The sequence below is a fragment of the Nocardioides sp. genome, from assembly GCF_047602075.1.
GTDB lineage: Bacteria > Actinomycetota > Actinomycetes > Propionibacteriales > Nocardioidaceae > Nocardioides.
On the sequence record NZ_JASGIF010000002.1, the window covers coordinates 633,319 to 654,760 of the forward strand.

16 protein-coding genes and 1 tRNA gene are annotated in these 21,442 nt (G+C 68.2%); 12 read left to right on the top strand and 5 right to left on the bottom strand.

Annotated elements, in window-relative coordinates; genetic code table 11:
- Window positions 1-8: 8 nt before the first annotated feature.
- On the top strand, window positions 9-1,058 hold the full coding sequence (locus tag QM714_RS15785; RefSeq protein WP_415103047.1) for a UDP-N-acetylmuramate dehydrogenase: 1,050 nt from the start codon (window positions 9-11) through the stop codon (window positions 1,056-1,058).
- Window positions 1,059-1,081: 23 nt separating this feature from the next.
- Here QM714_RS15785 and QM714_RS15790 read toward each other — a convergent pair whose 3' ends face one another.
- Both QM714_RS15790 and QM714_RS15795 read right to left on the bottom strand, forming a co-directional pair.
- Window positions 1,082-1,720: a DUF4190 domain-containing protein gene (locus tag QM714_RS15790; protein ID WP_415102247.1), complete on the bottom strand. Its 639-nt coding sequence runs from the start codon at window positions 1,718-1,720 to the stop codon at window positions 1,082-1,084.
- A gap of 376 nt (window positions 1,721-2,096) precedes the next feature.
- The gene (locus QM714_RS15795; RefSeq protein WP_415102249.1) at window positions 2,097-3,170 is read right to left on the bottom strand and encodes an adenosine deaminase; all 1,074 of its coding nucleotides are present in this window, start codon (window positions 3,168-3,170) and stop codon (window positions 2,097-2,099) included.
- A gap of 294 nt (window positions 3,171-3,464) precedes the next feature.
- On the opposite strand from QM714_RS15795, the gene QM714_RS15800 reads away from it, so the two are divergent.
- From QM714_RS15800 to rplA, 5 genes are all read left to right on the top strand, one after another.
- Window positions 3,465-3,537 (top strand) — tRNA-Trp (locus QM714_RS15800).
- Between the two features lie 45 nt (window positions 3,538-3,582).
- Window positions 3,583-3,807 carry a preprotein translocase subunit SecE gene (secE, locus tag QM714_RS15805; RefSeq protein WP_415102251.1) on the top strand — a complete coding sequence of 75 codons (225 nt, stop codon included), beginning with the start codon at window positions 3,583-3,585 and terminating at the stop codon, window positions 3,805-3,807.
- Between the two features lie 73 nt (window positions 3,808-3,880).
- Window positions 3,881-4,717 carry a transcription termination/antitermination protein NusG gene (gene nusG / locus QM714_RS15810; protein ID WP_415102253.1) on the top strand — a complete coding sequence of 279 codons (837 nt, stop codon included), beginning with the start codon at window positions 3,881-3,883 and terminating at the stop codon, window positions 4,715-4,717.
- A 91-nt stretch (window positions 4,718-4,808) separates the two neighbouring features.
- Entirely contained in the window at window positions 4,809-5,237 is a 429-nt protein-coding gene (gene rplK, locus QM714_RS15815; protein WP_415102255.1) for a 50S ribosomal protein L11, read from the top strand.
- A gap of 91 nt (window positions 5,238-5,328) precedes the next feature.
- The gene (rplA, locus tag QM714_RS15820; RefSeq protein ID WP_415102257.1) at window positions 5,329-6,048 is read left to right on the top strand and encodes a 50S ribosomal protein L1; all 720 of its coding nucleotides are present in this window, start codon (window positions 5,329-5,331) and stop codon (window positions 6,046-6,048) included.
- Window positions 6,049-6,183: 135 nt separating this feature from the next.
- Here the strand turns inward: rplA and QM714_RS15825 are convergent, their stop codons facing one another.
- A complete protein-coding gene (locus QM714_RS15825) occupies window positions 6,184-7,179 on the bottom strand; it encodes a DnaB-like helicase C-terminal domain-containing protein (RefSeq protein WP_415102259.1) in 996 nt (331 codons plus the stop codon).
- Between the two features lie 447 nt (window positions 7,180-7,626).
- Between QM714_RS15825 and rplJ the strand changes: the two genes are divergently transcribed.
- The 6 genes from rplJ to QM714_RS15855 all read left to right on the top strand — a co-directional run bounded on the left by rplJ (window position 7,627) and on the right by QM714_RS15855 (window position 18,794).
- A complete protein-coding gene (gene rplJ / locus QM714_RS15830; protein ID WP_415102261.1) occupies window positions 7,627-8,355 on the top strand; it encodes a 50S ribosomal protein L10 in 729 nt (242 codons plus the stop codon).
- An 85-nt stretch (window positions 8,356-8,440) separates the two neighbouring features.
- Window positions 8,441-8,839, top strand: a complete 399-nt coding sequence (gene rplL / locus QM714_RS15835; protein WP_415102263.1) for a 50S ribosomal protein L7/L12 — start codon at window positions 8,441-8,443, stop codon at window positions 8,837-8,839.
- A gap of 168 nt (window positions 8,840-9,007) precedes the next feature.
- Window positions 9,008-10,333, top strand: coding sequence for an aspartate aminotransferase family protein (locus QM714_RS15840; RefSeq protein WP_415102265.1), 1,326 nt, complete (start codon window positions 9,008-9,010; stop codon window positions 10,331-10,333).
- A gap of 282 nt (window positions 10,334-10,615) precedes the next feature.
- Entirely contained in the window at window positions 10,616-14,080 is a 3,465-nt protein-coding gene (gene rpoB / locus QM714_RS15845) for a DNA-directed RNA polymerase subunit beta (protein WP_415102267.1), read from the top strand.
- 134 nt (window positions 14,081-14,214) lie between these two features.
- On the top strand, window positions 14,215-18,102 hold the full coding sequence (locus tag QM714_RS15850) for a DNA-directed RNA polymerase subunit beta' (RefSeq protein WP_415102269.1): 3,888 nt from the start codon (window positions 14,215-14,217) through the stop codon (window positions 18,100-18,102).
- 194 nt (window positions 18,103-18,296) lie between these two features.
- The gene (locus QM714_RS15855) at window positions 18,297-18,794 is read left to right on the top strand and encodes a DUF4232 domain-containing protein (protein ID WP_415103048.1); all 498 of its coding nucleotides are present in this window, start codon (window positions 18,297-18,299) and stop codon (window positions 18,792-18,794) included.
- 497 nt (window positions 18,795-19,291) lie between these two features.
- On the opposite strand, the gene QM714_RS15860 is transcribed toward QM714_RS15855, so the two are convergent.
- Both QM714_RS15860 and QM714_RS15865 read right to left on the bottom strand, forming a co-directional pair.
- Window positions 19,292-20,893: a DHA2 family efflux MFS transporter permease subunit gene (locus QM714_RS15860; RefSeq protein WP_415102271.1), complete on the bottom strand. Its 1,602-nt coding sequence runs from the start codon at window positions 20,891-20,893 to the stop codon at window positions 19,292-19,294.
- Window positions 20,894-20,964: 71 nt separating this feature from the next.
- Window positions 20,965-21,426 (bottom strand): MarR family winged helix-turn-helix transcriptional regulator, encoded by a 462-nt coding sequence (locus QM714_RS15865; RefSeq protein ID WP_415102273.1) that lies wholly within the window; start codon window positions 21,424-21,426, stop codon window positions 20,965-20,967.
- Window positions 21,427-21,442: the final 16 nt, after the last annotated feature.

Genomic DNA, 21,442 nt, shown 5'->3' on the forward strand with positions numbered 1-21,442 from the left:
GCGCCGAGATGCTCCGCGACCACACCACGCTGCGGCTTGGTGGCCCAGCCGGGTCCTGGCTGGAGGCGGCGGATGAGGCGACCCTGGTCCGCGCGGTCGCCGACGCCGATGCGGCCGGTGAACCGGTCCTCGTCCTGGGCGGTGGAAGCAACGTCGTGGTGTCCGACGACGGCGTCCCGGGCACCGTCGTGCACGTGGCCACCCGGGGGTTGGAGGTCAACCCCGACAATTGTGAGGGCGACGTCTGCGAAGGCGATCCCACCTGTGGTGGCGTCACGGTCCGGGTCGCGGCCGGTGAGCCCTGGGACGACCTCGTCGCCCGCGCCGTGGCTTCGGAGTGGATCGGGGTGGAGGCCCTGTCCGGGATCCCGGGGTTGGTGGGCGCCACGCCGATCCAGAACGTCGGCGCCTACGGCCAGGAGGTCGCTCACACGATCGCCTCGGTGCGCACCTGGGATCGGGTCGACCGCACCCAGCGGACGTTCGCGGCGGCCGACTGCGGCTTCGGTTATCGCAGCAGCCGATTCAAGGCCGAGCCAGGCCGATATCTCGTCCTCGAGGTCACCTTCCAGTTCCGACAGGGCAGCCTCGGTGCCCCGATCGGCTACGCCGAGCTGGCCCGCACGCTCGGCGTCGAACCGGGCTCGCGTGCTCCGGTGACCGAGGTGCGCAACGCCGTGCTCGCGCTGCGGGCGGCCAAGGGGATGGTCCTCGACGCCGCCGACCACGACACCTGGAGCGCTGGGTCGTTCTTCACCAACCCGGTGCTGTCAGCCGAGACAGCGGCCGCGCTCCCCGACGATGCGCCCCAGTGGCCACAGCCGGACGGTGGCATCAAGACCAGCGCGGCCTGGTTGATCGAGCACGCCGGCTTCGACAAGGGGTACGGCGCGGGGCCCGCGCGGCTCTCTCGCAAGCACACGCTCGCGCTCACCAACCGAGGCGAGGCGACCACAGCCGACCTGCTCGCACTGGCCCGGGAGGTGCGCACCGGCGTGGAGCAGGTGTTCGGCGTCCGCCTGGCCAACGAGCCGGTGCTGGTCGGCTGCGCGCTGTAGCGGCGCCCCTCCACGGATCCAGGCTAGTCGCGCCACACCTGGGCGGACTGGGTGGTGGACCCGAAGTCGGACTGCTGTGGGCTGGGCGTGCTCATGAGCGCCAGCATCACGATCAGCCCCACCAACAGCACGCCGAGCACCAGCAAGACGGTGCCGATGATGCCGGTGATCCGGCCGGCGCTCGCCTTGTCGCGCCCGCCCAGCTGACCACCGGAGGCGTCGATCGCGCGCACCGCGCGGCCACCGATCACCCAGGCGAACGGGCTCAGCACGAGCGTGATGCCGCCGCACACGGCGATGCCGATCAGCCCGATCAGGCCGAGCACCATCGCGGTCGTGGCCGAAGGGTGGTCCGGTGGGTTGGGTGCGGCGTAGCCGCCCGGGCCCGGGATGCCGCTCGGTGCGGGAGGGTAGGCGGCCCCATAGGGGGGTGGCTGGTAGCCCGGTGGCGGATAGCTCGACGGAGGCGGCTGCTGCCCGGCGGGTGCGCCGGGTGGCGGTGGCGGGCTCGCGCCGTACGGCAGACCGGTGCCGGAGGGCTGGCCGCCGTAGGGAGCCGCGGTGCCGTAGGGCGCGCCACTTCCATAGGGGGTACTGGTGCCGTATGGCGTCGTCGGGGGTGGTGTGGCGGCGGGTCCGCCAACGGGTGGCTGGGCGGTCATCGGTGCGGTCGGCGGAGGCTCGGGCGCCGGAGCGGACGGGGCTGTCTCACCCGCCTGTCCTCGCTCTGGGGGCTGCGTGGGAGCAGCGGAGGATGCCGACTCCGACGACTGTGCCGGCTCGGGCGTCTCGGCCGACTGAGCAGACTCAGTGGTCTCAGTGGACTCAGCGGTCTCGGTGGGCCGGTCGGAGGACGGGGTCGCCTTCTCCCAAAGATCGTCGTCCGAGGGTGGCGCTGACCAGGGGTCGGAGGGTGTCGTCACCCCGCCATCCTCCCATCGCCGCGCCTCGGTGTCCCACCGGACGTCATCCTCTGCGGTCGCGCGGGCGACCGCAGAGGATGACGTTGTCGGCGGGGGGAGGGCGGCGCGGGTGCGCTCAGCGCCGATCCAGGACGGCGTCCTCGGAGACTTCGGGGGCAGGACTGGCGAGCCAGGCGTCGACCTCGCCGAGCCAACGGGCGACGTCGCTGCTGGGTGCCCTGCTCGCGCGGAAGGACATCCGGGCGAGTTCGGCGAGCTGGGCGTCGGTGAGTCCGTGCGCGGCGCGCATGGTGGCGTACTGACCGGCGAGGCGTGACCCGAAGAGCAACGGGTCGTCGGCGCCCAGCGCGACGGTGGCGCCCACCTCGAGCAGTTGAGGCAGCGGCACGGAGCTGAGGTCGGTGTAGACCCCGAGCGCCACGTTGGAGACCGGGCAGACCTCGAGCGCCACGCCGGCGGCCGCGATCCGGTCCAGCAGACGTGGATCCTCCGCGGATCGGACGCCGTGGCCGAGTCGATCGGCGTGCAGGTGGTCGAGGACCGCGCGCACACTCGGCGGACCGAGCAGCTCCCCGCCGTGCGGGGCGAGCAGCAGGCCGGCCCGCTCGGCGATCGCGAAGGCGGGGCCGAAGTCGGCGGTGACGCCGCGCCGTTCGTCGTTGGAGAGACCGAAGCCGACGACGCCGCGACCGGCGTACTGCCGAGCGAGCCGCGCCAGCGTCCGCGCATCGAGCGGGTGCCTGGTCCGATTCGCCGCGATCACGACCGCGATGCCGAGTCCGGTCCGCTCCGCGGCGTCCCGCGCGCAGTCCAGGACCAGGTCGGTGAACGCGGTGATTCCCCCGAACCGGGCGGCATAGCCGCTGGGGTCGACCTGGATCTCCAGCCACCGGCCGCCGTCGGCGACGTCGTCCTCCGCGGCCTCGCGCACCAGACGGCGTACGTCGTCCTCGGTGCTCAGCACCGAGCGCGCGACGTCGTAGAGACGTTGGAAGCGGAACCAGCCCTTCTCGTCGGCCGCGGAGAGCTGGGGCGGCCACTCCTCGACCAGCGAGTCCGGCAGAGTGAGGCCCTCCCGCTCGGCGAGCTCGAGCAGGGTCTGGTGCCGCATGGAGCCGGTGAAGTGGAGATGCAGGTGCGCCTTGGGCAACAGGCGCAGGTCGCGCGGCGGTTGGGTCGCGCTCGGCATGGCCGCCATCGTAGGTGCATGACGTTTGGTCGATCCGGTGTCCCGCACCGGTTGACCCGTCAGTCGGGATTGATCAGTGGTTCCCCTCCGTAGGTCGGCTGAGAGGCGGACCGGAGTCTCCTGACCACCCGCTCTCGGCCCACCCGCCAGACTCGGCCCGGGATGCGGCCCCTGCGTGCGTCTCGCCGCGGTTTGGACGCGGCCTCGCCCTTCGCCGTACACTCGTGGATCGGTGGCCTCCCACATGCTTTGCCCTGCCCTGGATCCGTCAGCGGAAGGGTGGGGAGGTCTCGGAGGGCACTAGCTCAACTGGCAGAGCATCGGTCTCCAAAACCGAAGGTTGGGGGTTCAAGTCCCTCGTGCCCTGCAAGAACCCACGCACGACCAAGGTGAAGTCGGAAAGGTGGCAGACGTGTCGGACAGCCGCGCGGTCCGCAACACCTCGCGTGAGAAGCGCACCAGCCCGGCGACCTTCTATCGCCAGGTGGTCGCGGAGCTCCGCAAGGTGGTGTGGCCGACCCGTGAGCAACTCTGGACCTACTTCGTGGTGGTCATGGCCTTCGTGCTGTTCATGATGGCAATGGTCGCGCTGCTGGACCTGGCCTTCGGCAAGCTCGTGTTCTGGGCGTTCGCCTAGACCGTGCCAAGGCCCGAATCAGCCTCCTGACGAGAGCTCGCCACCGGCGGGCGGAAGAGACACAGAAAACAACATGACGGAGCAGCACGTGTCGGACGAGTACGACGAGACCTCGGTCGAGTCTGTCGAGAGCGAGCAGTCAGCAGCACCCGAAGAGGCTGACGAGGCGGTGGTCGAGCCTGCGACGGACGAGGTCGACGAGCTTCCCCAGGTCGAGGAGGTCGCCGTCGAGGTGGCCGTGGTCGACCAGGACGCCGTCGAGGTGGCCGAGGACGACCAGGGGGAGGACGACCCGCTGGAGGCGTTCCGCCGCGAGCTGTGGGCCAAGCCGGGCGATTGGTTCGTCGTGCACACCTACTCCGGCATGGAGAACCGCGTCAAGGCCAACCTCGAGAACCGCATCCACTCCCTCAACATGGAGGACTACATCCACGAGATCGTGGTTCCCACCGAGGAGGTCGCGGAGATCAAGAACGGCCAGCGCAAGATGGTCAAGCGGACCGTCCTGCCCGGCTACGTGCTGGTCCGGATGGACCTGACCGACGAGTCCTGGGCCGCCGTGCGACACACGCCGTCGGTGACCGGTTTCGTGGGCCACAGCCACCAGCCGGTGCCGCTGAGCATGGCCGAGGTCGAGTCGATGCTGGCGCCGGCCGTGGCTGCGGCCGTCGAGGCGGAAGCCGCGACCGGCGGTGCCGCCGCCTCCGGCGGCGCGCCCGCCAAGAAGCCGATCGAGGTTGCCGACTTCGACGTGTCCGACTCGGTCATGGTCGTCGACGGTCCGTTCGCCACGCTGCACGCGACCATCACCGAGATCAACCCCGAGTCCCAGAGGGTCAAGGCCCTCGTCGAGATCTTCGGCCGGGAGACCCCGGTCGAGCTGAGCTTCAGCCAGATCGAGAAGGTCTGAGGCTCACCAGCAACACCCGAAGGTGGCAGGGCACGGCGCCGCACACCGGTGACCGGCTCGCTACGACCACGAGAAGAAAGACCCAGAAAGAATGCCTCCCAAGAAGAAGATCGCAGCGCTCGTCAAGGTGCAACTGCAGGCCGGGGCCGCGACCCCGGCGCCGCCGGTCGGCACTGCCCTCGGTCCGCACGGCGTCAACATCATGGACTTCTGCAAGGCCTACAACGCCCAGACCGAGTCCATGCGCGGGAACGTCATCCCCGTCGAGATCACCATCTACGAGGACCGCTCGTTCACCTTCATCACCAAGACCCCGCCCGCGGCCGAGCTGATCAAGAAGTACGCCGGCCTGCAGAAGGGCTCCGGTGTGCCGCACCGGGAGAAGGTCGGCAAGCTCACCAAGGACCAGGTCCGTGAGATCGCCCAGACCAAGCTCCCCGACCTCAATGCCAACGACATCGAGGCTGCCATGAAGATCGTCGAGGGGACCGCCCGCTCCATGGGCGTCACCACCGACTGATCCGGCTGATCCACCGACACACCATCCGCACCACGTGGCAGGGCCGGCGCTGGCCCGTCGTACCACACCTGGAAGAAGAGAGAACCAGACCATGAAGCGCAGCAAGTCCTACCGGCAGGCCGAAGAGACCTACGACCGGGCCGAGACCTACGCCCCCCTGGCCGCGATCAAGATCGCGAAGGGGTCGGCCAAGAAGAAGTTCGACGAGACCGTCGACGTGGTGATGCGCCTCGGCGTCGACCCGCGCAAGGCCGACCAGATGGTGCGCGGCACCGTCAACCTCCCGCACGGCACCGGCAAGACCGCCAAGGTGCTGGTGTTCGCCAACGCCGACAAGGCCGACGCTGCGCGTGAGGCGGGCGCCGACGTGATCGGCGGGGACGAGCTGATCGACAAGGTGGCCGGCGGCTGGCTCGACTTCGACGCCGTCGTCGCGACTCCGGACATGATGGGCAAGGTCGGCCGGCTCGGTCGAGTCCTCGGCCCGCGCGGCCTGATGCCGAACCCCAAGACCGGCACCGTCACCCCCGACGTGGCCAAGGCCGTCTCCGACATCAAGGGCGGCAAGATCGAGTTCCGCGTCGACCGGCACGCCAACCTGCACTTCATCATCGGGAAGGCGTCCTTCAGCGAGACCCAGCTCGCCGAGAACTACGCCGCCGCACTCGAAGAGGTGCTCCGGCTCAAGCCGTCGTCGTCGAAGGGTCGCTATGTCAAGAAGATCACCTTCTCGACCACCATGGGCCCCGGCATCCAGGTCGACCCCAACCGCACCCGCGATGTTGCGCTGGAGGACGACGCCACCGCCTGACGGCTGGACACTTCGACCCGACCCGCCGAGCTCACCTCGGCGGGTCGCGTCATTTCGCGACCTGCGCGAGAGGTCGGCGCGATGGCCCGGTTGAGATGGCCCGGTTGAGATGGCCCGGTTGAGAAGCGGCGCTGGCTACTCGACGTACAGCCGCTCGTCGACCAGCTTCTCCACCACGAGGTGCCCGTCCTCCTCGTAGCGGCTCTGGTCGAAGCGCTTGCGGAACTCCAAGTCGACGCCGTCGCGCCCGTTGCGGTTCTTCTCCACCGACAACACGGCCCAGTCCTTGAACCGCTCGGCCTGACCGGCATCGAAGACGAGGTGGTGGCGGGCGATGATCTGGTACTTGTGCGCCAGCATGAGCAGGACGTCGGCCTCGTAGGCCAGCGCCGTCGACCCCCGCAGGTGCTGTGCGCGCAGGCGCTTGCCGGTCTCCAGGCCGTCCTTGTCGGCGGCCACGATGGCCAGGACGGGGATCTTGGCGTCCAAGGAGAGGTCCTTGAGGTTCTCCACGACGACGGTCACCCGCTCGGCCTCGATGTCGGAGCTGTCCTCCTTGACCTTCTGCAGGTAGTCCACGACCACCATCGGGGCCTCGCCGAACTGTCGCCACACCTGCTCGACGGCGTTGGTGATGACCTGCATGTTCGTCACGTTGCCGCTGGAGCGGTGCACGTGGAAGCGATCGGTGTAGTTCACCATCTTCTGCAGCGCAGGGATCGCCCCCTTGACGTCGACCAGCCGGTCGGTCAGACCTCCGGTGCCGTGATCGACCCCTTCGAACGCCTGCCGGATCCGGACCAGGTTCGCGCCCTGGGGGTCGTTGAGCTCGCCGATCTCGAGGGCCAGCACCCGCTCCAAGATGTTCTGCGGGTCGTGCTCATAGGTGAAGTAGAGGACCTGCCGACCCGACCTGGCCGCGTTGCGGGCCATCTGCACGGCCATCGTGGTCTTGCCGAGGCCCTGCGCCCCGGACAGCAGGATCAGGTTGCCCCCGCGCAGTCCACCGCTGAGCACCTCGTCGAGCGCACCAAAGCCGGACGGCCACATCCGGGCGGGTCCGGTCTCGGCGCGCAGGCGTGCATCGGTGGTGTCGAGCACGTTGCTCAGCGAGTGAACGTCGAGATCCACGCACGCCATTCAACACGTCGCGGCCCACCCGCGCGGGCGAACAGTAAAATCGGTCCCGCCGGCGGCCGCCCCGCCCCATCTCCCGCGGTGCTGTAGTGGGTTGAGACCCGGTATGCCGGGTACTTTGCCACCACAAGACCGCGGTAGACGCAAGAACACCGCGGCAGACGGGGCGGCCAGGCCTCGCCCAGCGCCAGGGATTTGGAGGCCAGACACGGGAGCCGTAGAGTGACGCCTCGAAACCAGAGACCGCCGGTGGCCGGGTCGCACGATCCGGTCGAAGGTTCCGTGAGAGCGGACGGCCAGCGCAGGTGACAGAGCCAGAGGACCACGCCAGGGCAGCCGCCCGGCGACCGGATCCCTCCCACGCCCTGGGCCTGCGCCCGGGGCGTTCGTCGTCGTGGAGCTCGATGCCGGGGGTCTCGCGGAGCCCCGAAGGGAGACCCCATGGCGCGGCCAGACAAGGCAGCAGCCGTCGCGGAGATCGCTGAGTCGTTCAACGATGCCGCCGGTGCTGTGCTGACCGAGTACCGCGGGCTCACCGTCAAGCAGCTGCAGGACCTGCGGCGCGCCCTGGGTGAGAACGCCAACTACGCCGTGGTCAAGAACACGCTGACCAAGCTCGCCGCCAGGGAAGCCGGCGTCGAGGGTGTCGACGACCTGCTGACCGGACCGACCGCGATCGCCTTCATCAAGGGCGACGTCGTCGAGGCGGCCAAGGGTCTGCGTGACTTTGCCAAGGCGAACCCCGCCCTCGTGATCAAGGGCGGTTACCTCGACGGCAAGCCCCTCGACGCTGCGGAGGTCGCCAAGCTGGCCGACCTCGAGTCGCGTGAGGTGCTGCTGGGCAAGCTGGCGGGCGCGATGCTCGCCTCGCTGTCCCAGGCCGTCTACCTGCTCAACGCCCCGCTGTCGCAGGCCGCCCGCGTGGTCGGCGCCCTGCAGGCCAAGGCCGAGAGCGACCCATCGATCCTCGCAGGTGGTGCCGGTACGCCGGCGGCCCCGGTCGCAGATGACCAGGCCGCTGCCGACGAGCCCGCTCCGGAGGCGGAGGCTGCGGCCGATGCCCCTGCCGAGGAAGCTCCCGAGGCTGCCGAGGCCGCCGCCGAGGAGGCTCCTGCAGAGGAGTCGACCGAGGCCGCTGCCGAAGACGCCGCGGAGCCGACCGAGGCCTGAGCCCAGGCCGACGTACCCACCACCTGAGAAACCCCGGTCCGATCGCAGCACCGCGACGGGCCACCGAACGGAAGGAACCGCCATCATGGCGAAGCTCACCACCGACGAGCTGCTCGACGCGTTCAAGGAGATGACCCTCATCGAGCTGAGCGAGTTCGTCAAGCAGTTCGAGGACACCTTCGGCGTCACTGCCGCTGCCCCTGTTGCCGTTGCCGCTGCCGGCGCCCCCGCCGCGGGTGGCGAGGCCGCCGCCGACGGCGGCGCTGCCGAGCAGGACTCCTTCGACGTGATCCTCGACGCCGCCGGCGACAAGAAGATCAACGTCATCAAGGAGGTGCGCGCGCTGACCTCCCTGGGTCTGAAGGAGGCCAAGGACCTGGTCGAGGCCGCACCCAAGGCCGTCTTGGAGGGCGTCGACAAGGACGCCGCCGAGAAGGCCAAGGAGGCACTCGAGGGCGCTGGCGCCTCGGTCACCCTCAAGTGACCCTCTGCTGAACTGATGATTGTTGGGCTGACGATGGCCGGAGCGGCCCACCCGGGCTGCTGATCCGGCCACACCTGCACACCGCCGAGGGCGGCCACCCGGTTCCGGGTGGCCGCCCTCGGTCGTTGGTGGATGTCGTCGGAGGTGACACCCACTACTCTGGCTCGCATGGACCCGAGTCGCATCTATGAGCTGGACCGTCAGCACGTCTTCCACTCCTGGTCTGCGCAGGCGCAGATCAAGCCGATGGTGGTGACCAGAGCCGAGGGGTCGCGGGTCTGGGACGGCGACGGCAAGGACTATCTCGACTTCTCCTCGCAGTTGGTCTACACCAATATCGGACACCAGCACCCCAAGGTGATCGAGGCGATCCAGCGCCAGGCTGCCGCGCTCTGCACGATGGCGCCCGGCACGGCCGTCGAGTCCCGCTCCGAGGCGGCGCGACTGATCGCCGAGCAGGCGCCCGACGGGTTGGAGAAGGTCTTCTTCACCAACGGTGGCGCGGACGCCGTCGAGCACGCGATCCGAATGGCGCGGCTGCACACCGGCCGGACCAAGGTGCTCTCTTGCTACCGCTCCTATCACGGGGGCACCCACCTCGCGGTCAACGTGACCGGCGACCCCCGCCGTTGGGCCAGCGACAACGGCAGTGCCGGGACCGTCCACTTCTTCGGGCCGTTCCTCTACCGCAGCGCCTTCAATGCCACCACGGAGGAAGAGGAGTGCGACCGCGCGTTGGCGCACCTCGAGCAGGTGATCGCCCTGGAAGGCCCGGGCAACATCGCCGCGGTCATCCTCGAGAGCATCCCGGGGACGGCCGGGATCATGCCGCCGCCGCCCGGCTATCTGGCCGGTGTCCGTGAGCTGTGCGACAAGCACGGCATCGTCTACATCGCCGACGAGGTGATGGCCGGCTTCGGCCGCAGCGGTCGCTGGTTCGGCTTCGAGCACGGCGATGTGGTCCCCGACCTGATCACCTTCGCCAAGGGCGTCAACTCCGGCTACGTCCCGCTGGGCGGAGTGATCATCGACGACGCCATCGCGGCCACCTTTGACGACCGGGTCTATCCCGGTGGGCTGACCTACTCCGGACATCCGCTGGCATGTGGCGCCGCGGTGGCCACCATCGAGACGATGCGAGAGGAGCAGATCGTCGAGAACGCCGCCCGGCTCGGTGTCGAGATCTTCGGGCCCGGGTTGGCCAAGATCGCCGAGGCGCACCCCTCGGTGGGCGAGGTCCGCGGGATGGGCGCCTTCTGGGCGATCGAGTTGGTCAGGGACCCGGCCACCCGGGAGCCGCTCGCGCCGTACGGCGCCAGCTCGGACGCGATGAATGCCGTCGTCGCAGCGATGAAGTCCGACGGCCTGCTGCCGTTCGCGAACTACAACCGGATCCACGTGGTGCCGCCGCTGAACATCTCCGACGAGGACGCCCACCGGGGCCTGGAGATCATCGATCGGGCGCTGGAGACTGCCGACGCGGCCGTGTCTTGACGACGGTCTCGGCGGCCGTCATGGAGGGGACGCGCCGCCGAACCGCTTGACCTGAGGCGTTTGACCGCGCATGATTCTCTTCCATCCGGCAGGTCGTCGAGATCTCCCAGTCGAGGTTGGGCTGAGATTTCGCTGAGAGGCTTGACTCCGGTGTTGAGTCGTGCCCGCGTTCTGGGTTAGACTAGGCGTTCGCGCCCTCTCTCAAATGCCCTTCGGCCTGCCCGGTGGTTGTTCGGTGGTGAGCGGGTGCCTCTCCCAGAGCGACCCTTCGAAGGACACCTCTTGGCCGCGCGCAGCACCTCTGGTCACCCACGCCGCATTTCTTTCGCAAAGATCCACGAACCGCTCGAGGTTCCCCAGCTCCTCTCTCTCCAGACCGACAGTTTCGACTGGCTGGTCGGCAACGAGAAGTGGCACCAGTCGGTCGAGAACCGACTCGCCGCCGGCGAGGACGTCTCCCGCAAGTCCGGACTCCAGGAGATCTTCGAGGAGATCTCCCCGATCGAGGACTTCTCCGAGACGATGTCGCTCTCGTTCGAGAACCCGGTCTTCTACGACCCCAAGTACTCCGTCGACGAGTGCAAGGAGAAGGACTTCACCTACTCCGCCCCGCTCTACGTCTCCGCCGAGTTCACCAACAACGAGACCGGTGAGATCAAGGGCCAGACGGTCTTCATGGGCGACTTCCCCCTGATGACCCCGAAGGGCACCTTCATCATCAACGGCACCGAGCGCGTGGTGGTCTCCCAGCTGGTCCGCTCACCCGGCGTCTACTTCGAGCGCACCGCCGACAAGACCTCCGACAAGGACATCTACACCACCAAGCTGATCCCCAGCCGCGGTGCCTGGCTGGAGTTCGAGATCGACAAGCGCGACATGGTCGGCGTGCGTCTGGACCGCAAGCGCAAGCAGAACGTCACGGTGCTGCTCAAGGCCCTCGGCTGGACCAACGAGCAGATCCGCGAGGAGTTCGGCCAGTACGAATCCATGATGCTCACCTTGGAGAAGGACCACACCCAGGGTGAGGACGACGCGCTGCTCGACATCTACCGCAAGCTGCGGCCCGGTGAGCCCCCGACGCGGGAGGCAGCCCAGACGCTGCTCAACAACTACTACTTCAACCCCAAGCGCTACGACCTGGCCAAGGTCGGCCGCTACAAGATCAACAAGAAGCTGGGTCTGAACGAAGCGTTCGACCAGCAGACGTTGACCATCAACGACATCGTGGCAGCGATCCGGTTCATCGTCGCGCTGCACGACGGTCAGACCGAGCTCGACACCCCGCAGGGCACCGTCGAGCTGGTCGCCGACGACATCGACCACTTCGGCAACCGTCGTCTGCGCACGGTGGGCGAGCTGATCCAGAACCAGCTGCGCACCGGCCTGGCCCGGATGGAGCGGGTGGTGCGCGAGCGGATGACCACCCAGGACGTCGAGGCCATCACGCCGCAGTCGCTGATCAACATCCGACCGGTCGTGGCGGCGCTGAAGGAGTTCTTCGGCACCTCCCAGCTGAGCCAGTTCATGGACCAGACCAACCCGATCGCCGGGCTGACCCACAAGCGGCGTCTCTCCGCGCTCGGCCCTGGTGGACTGTCTCGTGACCGGGCCGGCATGGAGGTCCGGGACGTGCACCCCAGCCACTACGGCCGGATGTGCCCGATCGAGACTCCCGAGGGTCCCAACATCGGTCTGATCGGGTCGCTGGCCTCCTACGGTCGGATCAACCCGTTCGGTTTCGTCGAGACGCCCTACCGCAAGGTCGAGAAGGGCAAGGTCACCACCCGGATCGACTACCTCACCGCCGACGACGAGGACCGCTACGTCATCGCCCAGGCCAACGCGGCGATCGACAGCGCCGGCCGGTTCGTCGAGGAGCGCGTCCTGGTCCGCCAGCGGGCCGGAGAGGTCTCCGAGGTGCTGGCGAACGAGGTCGACTACGTCGACGTCTCGCCACGCCAGATGGTCTCGGTGGCCACGGCGCTGATCCCGTTCCTCGAGCACGACGACGCCAACCGGGCCCTGATGGGCGCGAACATGCAGCGTCAGGCGGTGCCGCTGATCTCCAGCGACGCCCCGCTGGTTGGCACCGGCATCGAGTATCGCGCCGCCGTCGACGCAGGTGACGTCGTCACCGCCGAGAAGGCCGGCGTGATCCGCGAGGTGTCCGCCGACCTGGTCGAGACGACCAACGACGACGGCACCTACTCGGCGTACAGGCTGCAGAAGTTCCGCCGCTCGAACCAGGGCACCTGCATCAACCAGCGCCCGCTGGTCGCCGAGGGCGACCGGGTCGAGGTCGGCTCGCCGATCGCCGACGGGCCGTGCACCGACGACGCCGAGATGGCGCTGGGCACCAACCTACTCGTGGCGTTCATGCCGTGGCAGGGACACAACTACGAGGACGCCATCATCCTCAGCCAGCGCCTGGTGCAAGAGGACATCCTCACCTCGATCCACATCGAGGAGCACGAGGTCGACGCTCGCGACACCAAGCTCGGTCCGGAGGAGATCACCCGCGATATCCCGAACGTCGGCGACGACCTGCTCGCCGACCTCGACGAGCGCGGCATCATCCGGGTCGGCGCCGAGGTGACCAACGGCGACATCCTGGTCGGCAAGGTGACCCCCAAGGGTGAGACCGAGCTGACCCCGGAGGAGCGGCTGCTGCGCGCGATCTTCGGCGAGAAGGCCCGCGAGGTCCGCGACACCTCGATGAAGGTGCCGCACGGCGAGTCCGGCACGGTCATCGGTGTCCGCGAGTTCAACCGCGAGGACGGCGACGAGCTGCCCCCGGGTGTCAACCAACTGGTGCGCGTCTACGTCGCCCAGAAGCGGAAGATCTCGGTCGGTGACAAGCTCGCCGGCCGCCACGGCAACAAGGGCGTGATCGCCAAGATCCTGCCGATCGAGGATATGCCGTTCATGGAGGACGGCACCCCGGTCGACGTGATCCTCAACCCACTGGGCGTGCCGCGACGCATGAACATCGGCCAGATCCTCGAGCTGCACCTCGGCTGGCTGGCCAAGCAGGGCTGGGACCTCAACCTCCACGGGGAGAAGGGGTCGACGGATTGGAAGAAGCGGCTGATCGAGATCGGTGCGGACAAGGCCGACCCCGACACTCTGGTCGCTACGCCGGTCTTCGACGGCGCCAAGGAGGACGAGATCACCGGCCTGCTCGGCGCGACGCTGCCCAACCGGGACGGCGTGCGGGTCGTGGGGGAGAACGGCAAGGCCGACCTCTTCGACGGTCGCTCCGGCGAGCCGTTCCCCGACCCGGTGTCGGTGGGCTACATGTACATCCTCAAGCTCCACCACCTCGTCGACGACAAGATCCACGCGCGCTCGACCGGGCCCTACTCGATGATCACCCAGCAGCCGCTGGGCGGAAAGGCCCAGTTCGGCGGCCAGCGGTTCGGCGAGATGGAGGTCTGGGCGATGGAGGCGTACGGCGCCGCCTACGCCCTGCAGGAGCTGTTGACCATCAAGTCCGACGACGTCCCCGGCCGGGTCAAGGTCTACGAGGCGATCGTCAAGGGCGAGAACATCCCCGACTCCGGCATTCCCGAGTCGTTCAAGGTGCTGGTCAAGGAGATGCAGTCCCTCTGCCTCAACGTGGAGGTGCTCTCCAAGGACGGCACTGCCATCGAGATGAAGGACTCCGAGGAGGACGTGTTCCGCGCCGCCGAAGAGCTCGGCATCGACCTGTCCCGCCGCGAGCCGTCGTCCGTCGAAGAAGTCTGATCGCCCTCGGCGAAGTCTTCGGCGCTCTCGCTCGGAGACTTCGCCGGGACTCCGATCCTGCGGCGGGGGCCGCAGTCGGGGGATCAGTCCACAAGCCTCATGTTTCGAAAAACTAACGAAGGAATGCAGCCACCGTGCTCGATGTGAACTTCTTCGACCAGCTTCAGATCGGCCTGGCCACTGCGGAAGACATCCGCACCTGGAGCCACGGCGAGGTCAAGAAGCCGGAAACCATCAACTACCGCACGCTCAAGCCCGAGCGTGACGGCCTCTTCTGCGAGAAGATCTTCGGTCCTACCCGGGACTGGGAGTGCTACTGCGGCAAGTACAAGCGCGTCCGCTTCAAGGGCATCATCTGCGAGCGCTGCGGCGTCGAGGTGACCCGGTCCAAGGTCCGCCGTGAGCGGATGGGCCACATCGAGCTGGCCGCGCCGGTGACCCACATCTGGTACTTCAAGGGTGTGCCGAGCCGCCTCGGCTACCTGCTCGACCTGGCGCCGAAGGACCTCGAGAAGGTCATCTACTTCGCGGCGTACATGATCACCCACGTCGACGAGGACGCTCGCCATCGCGACCTGTCCTCGCTCGAGGGCAAGGTCGGCATGGAGCGCGAGCGCCTCGAGAAGCGGCGCGACCAGGCCATCGCCGAGCGCAGCCAGAAGCTCGAGGAGGACCTGGCGACCCTCGAGGCCGAGGGAGCCAAGGCCGACGCCAAGCGCAAGGTCCGCGACGGTGCCGAGCGTGAGATGAAGCAGGTCCGCGACCGCGCCCAGCGCGAGATCGACCGCCTGGCCGAGGTCTGGGAGACCTTCAAGTCGCTGAAGGTCCAGGACCTGATGGGCGACGAGATGCTCTATCGGGAGATGAAGACCTGGTTCGGCAAGTACTTCGAGGGCTACATGGGCGCGACCGCGATCCAGAAGCGCCTGGAGTCCTTCGACATCGAGGCCGAGGTCGAGTCGCTGCGCGAGACCATCGCGACCGGCAAGGGCCAGCGCAAGGTCCGCGCCCTCAAGCGTCTCAAGGTCGTCGACGCCTTCCGCAAGACCGGCAACAAGCCGCAGGGCATGGTGCTCGACGCCGTCCCGGTGATCCCGCCGGACCTGCGCCCGATGGTGCAGTTGGACGGTGGCCGCTTCGCGACCTCCGACCTCAACGACCTGTACCGCCGCGTGATCAACCGCAACAACCGGTTGAAGCGACTGCTCGACCTCGGCGCCCCCGAGATCATCGTCAACAACGAGAAGCGGATGTTGCAGGAGGCCGTCGACTCGCTGTTCGACAACGGTCGCCGTGGCCGTCCCGTCACCGGGCCGGGCAACCGCCCGCTGAAGTCGCTCTCGGACATGCTCAAGGGCAAGCAGGGTCGCTTCCGGCAGAACCTGCTCGGCAAGCGCGTCGACTACTCCGGTCGCTCGGTGATCGTCTCCGGCCCGCAGTTGAAGCTGCACCAGTGCGGTCTGCCCAAGCAGATGGCGCTGGAGCTGTTCAAGCCCTTCGTGATGAAGCGGCTGGTCGACCTCTCGCACAGCCAGAACATCAAGTCCGCCAAGCGGATGGTCGAGCGCGCCACGTCCGGCCAGTCCCGGTACGCCGTGGTGTGGGACGTCCTGGAAGAGGTCATCACCGAGCACCCGGTGCTCCTCAACCGCGCACCTACCCTGCACCGACTCGGCATCCAGGCCTTCGAGCCGCAGCTGATCGAGGGCAAGGCCATCCAGATCCACCCGCTGGTCTGCACCGCCTTCAACGCCGACTTCGACGGCGACCAGATGGCGGTCCACCTGCCGCTGTCGGCGGAGGCGCAGGCCGAGGCCCGGATCCTGATGCTGTCGACCAACAACATCCTCAAGCCGTCCGACGGTCGACCGGTCACCATGCCCACCCAGGACATGATCATCGGCCTGTTCTTCCTCACCACCGACCGTGAGGGTGAGCTGGGCGAGGGCCGGGCGTTCTCCTCGGTCGCCGAGGCGATCATGGCCTTCGACCGTGGCGAGGTCGCGCTGCAGAGCCGGGTGAAGATCCGGTTCGGCGCGGCCGTCGTACCCCCCGTAGACATGGAGGTCGAGGGCGACTCGCTCACCTTGGACACCACGCTCGGGCGGGCGTTGTTCAACGAGGCGCTGCCGGCCGACTACCCCTTCGTGAACTTCGAGGTGGGCAAGCGGCAGCTCGGTGCCATCGTCAACGACCTGGCGGAGCGCTACACCAAGATCGAGGTGGCCGCGTCCTTGGACGCACTCAAGGATGCCGGCTTCCACTGGGCCACCCGCTCGGGCGTGACCGTCTCCATCGACGACGTCGTGACGCCGCCGGAGAAGTGGACAATCCTGGAGGGCTACGAGGCCCAGGCGGCCAAGGTCCAGCAGCAGTTCGAGCGCGGTCTGGTGACCGACGACGAGCGGCGGCAGGAGCTCATCGAGATCTGGACACAAGCCTCCAACGACGTCGCCAAGGCGATGGAGTCGACCTTCGACCGGAGCAACCCGATCTACATGATGGTCGACTCCGGGGCCAGCGGAAACATGATGCAGATCCGCCAGGTGGCGGCCATGCGTGGCCTGGTGGCCAACCCGAAGGGCGACATCATCCCGCGGCCGATCAAGTCGAACTTCCGCGACGGCCTGTCCGTGGTCGAGTACTTCATCTCGACCCACGGTGCCCGCAAGGGTCTGGCCGACACCGCCCTGCGCACCGCCGACTCGGGCTACCTCACCCGGCGCCTGGTCGACGTCTCGCAGGACGTCATCATCCGTGAGGAGGACTGCGGCACCGAGCGTGGCCTGCCCAAGCGGATCGGCGTGCGGGGCGAGGACGGCGTGGTCCGCAAGGACGACAACGCCGAGACCGCGGCGTATGCCCGGACCTCGGCGGTGGACATCCTCCACCCCGAGACCGGCGAGGTGCTGGCGGTGGCCGGCGAGGACCTCGGCGACATCAAGATCGGTGAGCTGGTCGAGGCCGGCATCGAGGAGGTCAAGGTCCGCTCCGTGCTGGCTTGCGATGCTCGCACCGGCACCTGCGCGAAGTGCTACGGCCGCTCCCTGGCGACCGGCAAGCTCGTCGACATCGGTGAGGCGGTCGGCATCATCGCCGCCCAGTCGATCGGTGAGCCCGGCACCCAGCTGACCATGCGGACCTTCCACACCGGTGGTGTGGCCTCGGCCGACGACATCACCCAGGGTCTGCCCCGTGTGGTGGAGCTCTTCGAGGCCCGGCAGCCCAAGGGCCTGTCGCCGATCTCGGAGGTCACCGGTCGGGTCACCATCGAGGAGACCGACAAGGCCCGCAAGGTCATCATCACTCCCGACGACGGCTCCGATGTCCAGGAGTACCCCGTCTCGCGGCGCTCTCGGATGCTGGTCCACGACGGCGACCACATCGAGGTCGGCCAGCAGCTGACGGTCGGCACGCCCGACCCGAAGGAGGTGCTGCGGATCCTCGGCGTGCGTCGGGCCCAGCAGCACCTGGTCGACGAGGTTCAGGCGGTCTACCGCAGCCAGGGTGTGTCGATCCACGACAAGCACATCGAGATCATCGTCCGACAGATGCTGCGCCGGGTGACGGTCATCGAGTCGGGTGACACCAACCTGCTGCCGTCCGATCTGGTCGACCGGACCCTCTTCGAGGAGGAGAACCGGCGAGTGGTCTCCGAGGGCGGCAAGCCGGCCTCGGGTCGTGCGGAGTTGATGGGCATCACCAAGGCCTCGCTGGCCACGGAGTCCTGGCTCTCGGCGGCCTCCTTCCAGGAGACCACTCGGGTGCTCACCGACGCCGCGATCCACGGTCGCTCCGACTCCCTGCTGGGGCTGAAGGAGAACGTGATCATCGGCAAGCTGATCCCCGCCGGCACCGGCCTGGAGCGCTACCGCAACATCCGGGTGGAGCCGACCGAGGAGGCTCGCGCGGCGGCGTACTCCGTCACCGGGTACGACTCCTACGACTACGAGTTCGGTCCCGCCGGCGCGGCTCAGGCCGTTGCTCTGGACGACTTCGACTTCGGGTCCTACCAGAACTGAGCTGACGCTCGTCCGCTGCGGGCCGGCCCCTCCCGGGGTCGGCCCGCAGTGCTGTGTTCTTCGCGGATTCTCAGGCGGCGGCCGCAACTTCACGGGGCCGTCGAGGCTCTCCTCAAGAGGGGCCGAAGGAGCCCCGCGAAGGGGGAACCATGAATCTCTCACGACGAGCGTGCTGGTCAGCTGCCTCAGCGGCGATGGCGCTAGGCGCCGGTCTGCTGGCGGGACCAGCGGTGGCCAGCGCGAGCCCGACCTCTGGTCACGCAGAAGTCGCCGCCTGCATCAGCTCGGACATGGCGATCAGCTACCATGGCCGTGGTGCCGGGATGGGTCATCGGTACGGCGTGATCGCCATCAAGAACATCTCCGACCATGCCTGCCGCACCGGCGGCTACGGCGGGGTGTCCTATGTCGGCGACGGAGACGGGACCCAGATCGGCGCCCCAGCCGACCGGGACCCCGGGCACGTGCGCAGCCTTGTCGTGCAGCCCGGGCAGCGCCTGGTCAGCCCGATCCAAGAGACGGTGGCGCAGAACTATCCACGCAAGCTGTGCCGCCCGGCGCACGTCGACGGCTTCCGGGTCTATCTGCCCAACGAGACGCACTCGCAGTACGTCAAGCATCCGACCACCGGCTGCCGCAAGCACAAGGTCCACCTGCTCAGCCACAAGCCGTATCGGCGGCCTGCCCACTGAGTCTCGCCACCCAGTCGACGTCGGCAGAGGCCTCGTCGCCGGCGTTGGGGCGATAGTACGGTCCCGATTGGCTGGACTTCGTGCGGCCTTAGGTTGGATCCGTGGAGAGGGGCCGCGGCCGGGGTGCTGGTCGCCTGGGGTGCTCGCCGACAGAGCAGCTATGCGAGAAGGTGGGCCGTCGCCTTCGGCTGCATGCCGGCCCGTCTGGTGCGCTGTTGTGGGTGCTGAGTGTCCAGTAGACCGGGCACTCAGCACCCACAAAGGAGCAGGAGACGCAAGAAGACCGCAGCAGACGCCCACCGGCCGCACCGCGAAGCCGGGGCAAGCGCCAGCAACCCGGCAACGAACCCCAGCCACGGGCGGTGCTCACCCCGGCGTGGCTGCCCCTGTCGGTCGCCACCACTAGCGACCAGCAACCCGCCAACGCGCGGTTCCACCGTGGTGCTGTCCACAGTCCTGGCTCAGGGCAGCCAATCGGGACCGTACTGTCTCCGAACTCAGTGCATCACCCTCGGGCCGGGTGAGCCGGCCTCGTCGTCGAGCAGGTGCGACTCCTCGTGCTTGCGGGGGAGCATGGCCACCGGGATCAAGGTGACCACCAGCACGGCGGCGGCCGCCCAGAAGGCGGTGCTGAAGGCGCCCGCAAGGTCGGACAGTGCGGTCGCCTGGAAGGCGTCGCCGAGCTGATGCATGACCGCCACGGCCCAGTCCGGTGGCTGGATGCCGGCACCCTGTGCCTCGGCGAGTGAGCGCGCCGCCCGGACCGCCTCGGAGGCGTTCTCCCGGTTGGTCAGGATGACCGAGATCACGGCGACACCGACCGAGGCGGCCACCTGCTGGATGACGTTGATCAGGGTCGAGCCGCGGGCTACCTGGTGCGTGCGCAGCGTCTTCAACGCCGAGGTGAAGATCGGCATCATCGTGGCGCCCATGCCGAGCCCCATCACGAAGAGGCAGGCGATGATGTGCCAGTAGGGCGTGCCCGGGTCGGTGCTCAGCGCGAGCCCGGAGATGCCGAGGAGGATGCCGATGAAACCGAACGGGACGATGCGGCCGACGGGCAGTCGGTCGGTGAGGGCGCCGGCGATCGGCATGGTCACCATCGCGCCGAGACCCTGGGGCGCGACCAGGAGGCCGGCCTTCAGGACGCTCTCACCGCGCACCTGCTGGAAGTAGGTCGGCACCAGCAGCAGGGCGCCGAAGAACGCGCCGGCGAACATGAACATGACCACCGTTGCCACGGTCAGGTTGCGGTCCTTGAAGAGCCGCAGGTCGAGCAGCGGGTGCTCCGGACGGAACGCCCAGAAGACGAAGCCGATGATCAACGCGGCGCCGAGGAGCCCGGGCACAAGAACCTTCGTGGCGGCGATGGTGCCTTCCCCGGGGATGGACGAGACGCCGTAAAGGAAGAGTGCGAGGCCGGGCGACATCAGCAGCATCCCGATCACGTCGAAGCTCTCGCTCGGCTCCGGGGCGTCCGGTGCCAAGGCGAAGAACGCGTAGGCGATGGCGATGGCACCGAGCGGCAGGTTGATCAGGAAGATCCAGTGCCAGGAGACGGAGTCGATCAGCCAGCCGCCGATGATCGGGCCCAGGATCGGGCCGAGCAGCATCGGAATGCCGAGGATCGCCATCAACCGGCCCATCCGGTGGGGTCCGGCCGCCTTGGTCATGATGGTCATGCCGAGGGGCATCAGCATGCCACCGCCGAGGCCCTGCAGGACCCGGAAGGCAACCAGTGACTGGATGCTCCAGGCGGTGGCGCAGAGCACCGAGCCGAGGGTGAACAGGGTCAGCGCCATCATGTAGAGGCGCTTGGTCCCGAATCGATCGGCCGCCCACCCGGTGACCGGGATGATGGCGGCCAGAGCCAGCGTGTAGCCGGTGATCGCCCACGCGACGGTGGAGTACTCGTCGACGTTGAACTCGGTCTGGAACGTCGGCAGGGCGACATTCACGACCGTGGTGTCGAGGATCGCCATGATCGAGCCGAGCACCACCACGCCGGCGACCTTGAGGATGGCCGGAGTGATCTTGTCGTCGTCATCGGCGAGCTGGCCGCCAGGCGGCGCCCCGCTCGGATCGGTCGTGCTGGACATAGTTCTCTCTTCTCTCTGGTCTGAGGCTGGTGGGATGTGAAGTGCGCGGGTGAGGGGAGCGCAAGGAGGCTCTAGAGCGTCGGGACCGGCCGCCGTGAGTGCAGATAGTCGGCGGCAAGGATCGGCCGAAGGGCGCTGGCCAAGGCGTCCACCTGCTCGCCGGGCAGTTGCTCGATGAAGGCCCGCAGGGCCCGCCGCCGGGCGGCGAGGTGCTGGTCGACCATCTCCAGCCCGGGCACGGACAGCGAGACCAGCTTGACCCGTCGGTCGTCGGGGTTCTCCCGCCGCTCCAGGATCCCGAGCTCCACCAAGCGGTCGATGTTGCGACCTGCGGCGTGGACCGACAGGTCGAGATGGTCGGCGACCGCGCGGATCGGCAACGGCCCAGAGCAGGCGAGCAGCATCGTGGTGCGGACCTGGGTGAAGGAAAGTTCGATGTCCGCCAGGAAGGTGAGACCCTCCGACTCCACCATGCCGATCAACTGCCGCAGGAAGCTCTCCAGGCTGTCGAACAGCTCGCCTCGCGGATCCACGCCGAAGATAGTAGCG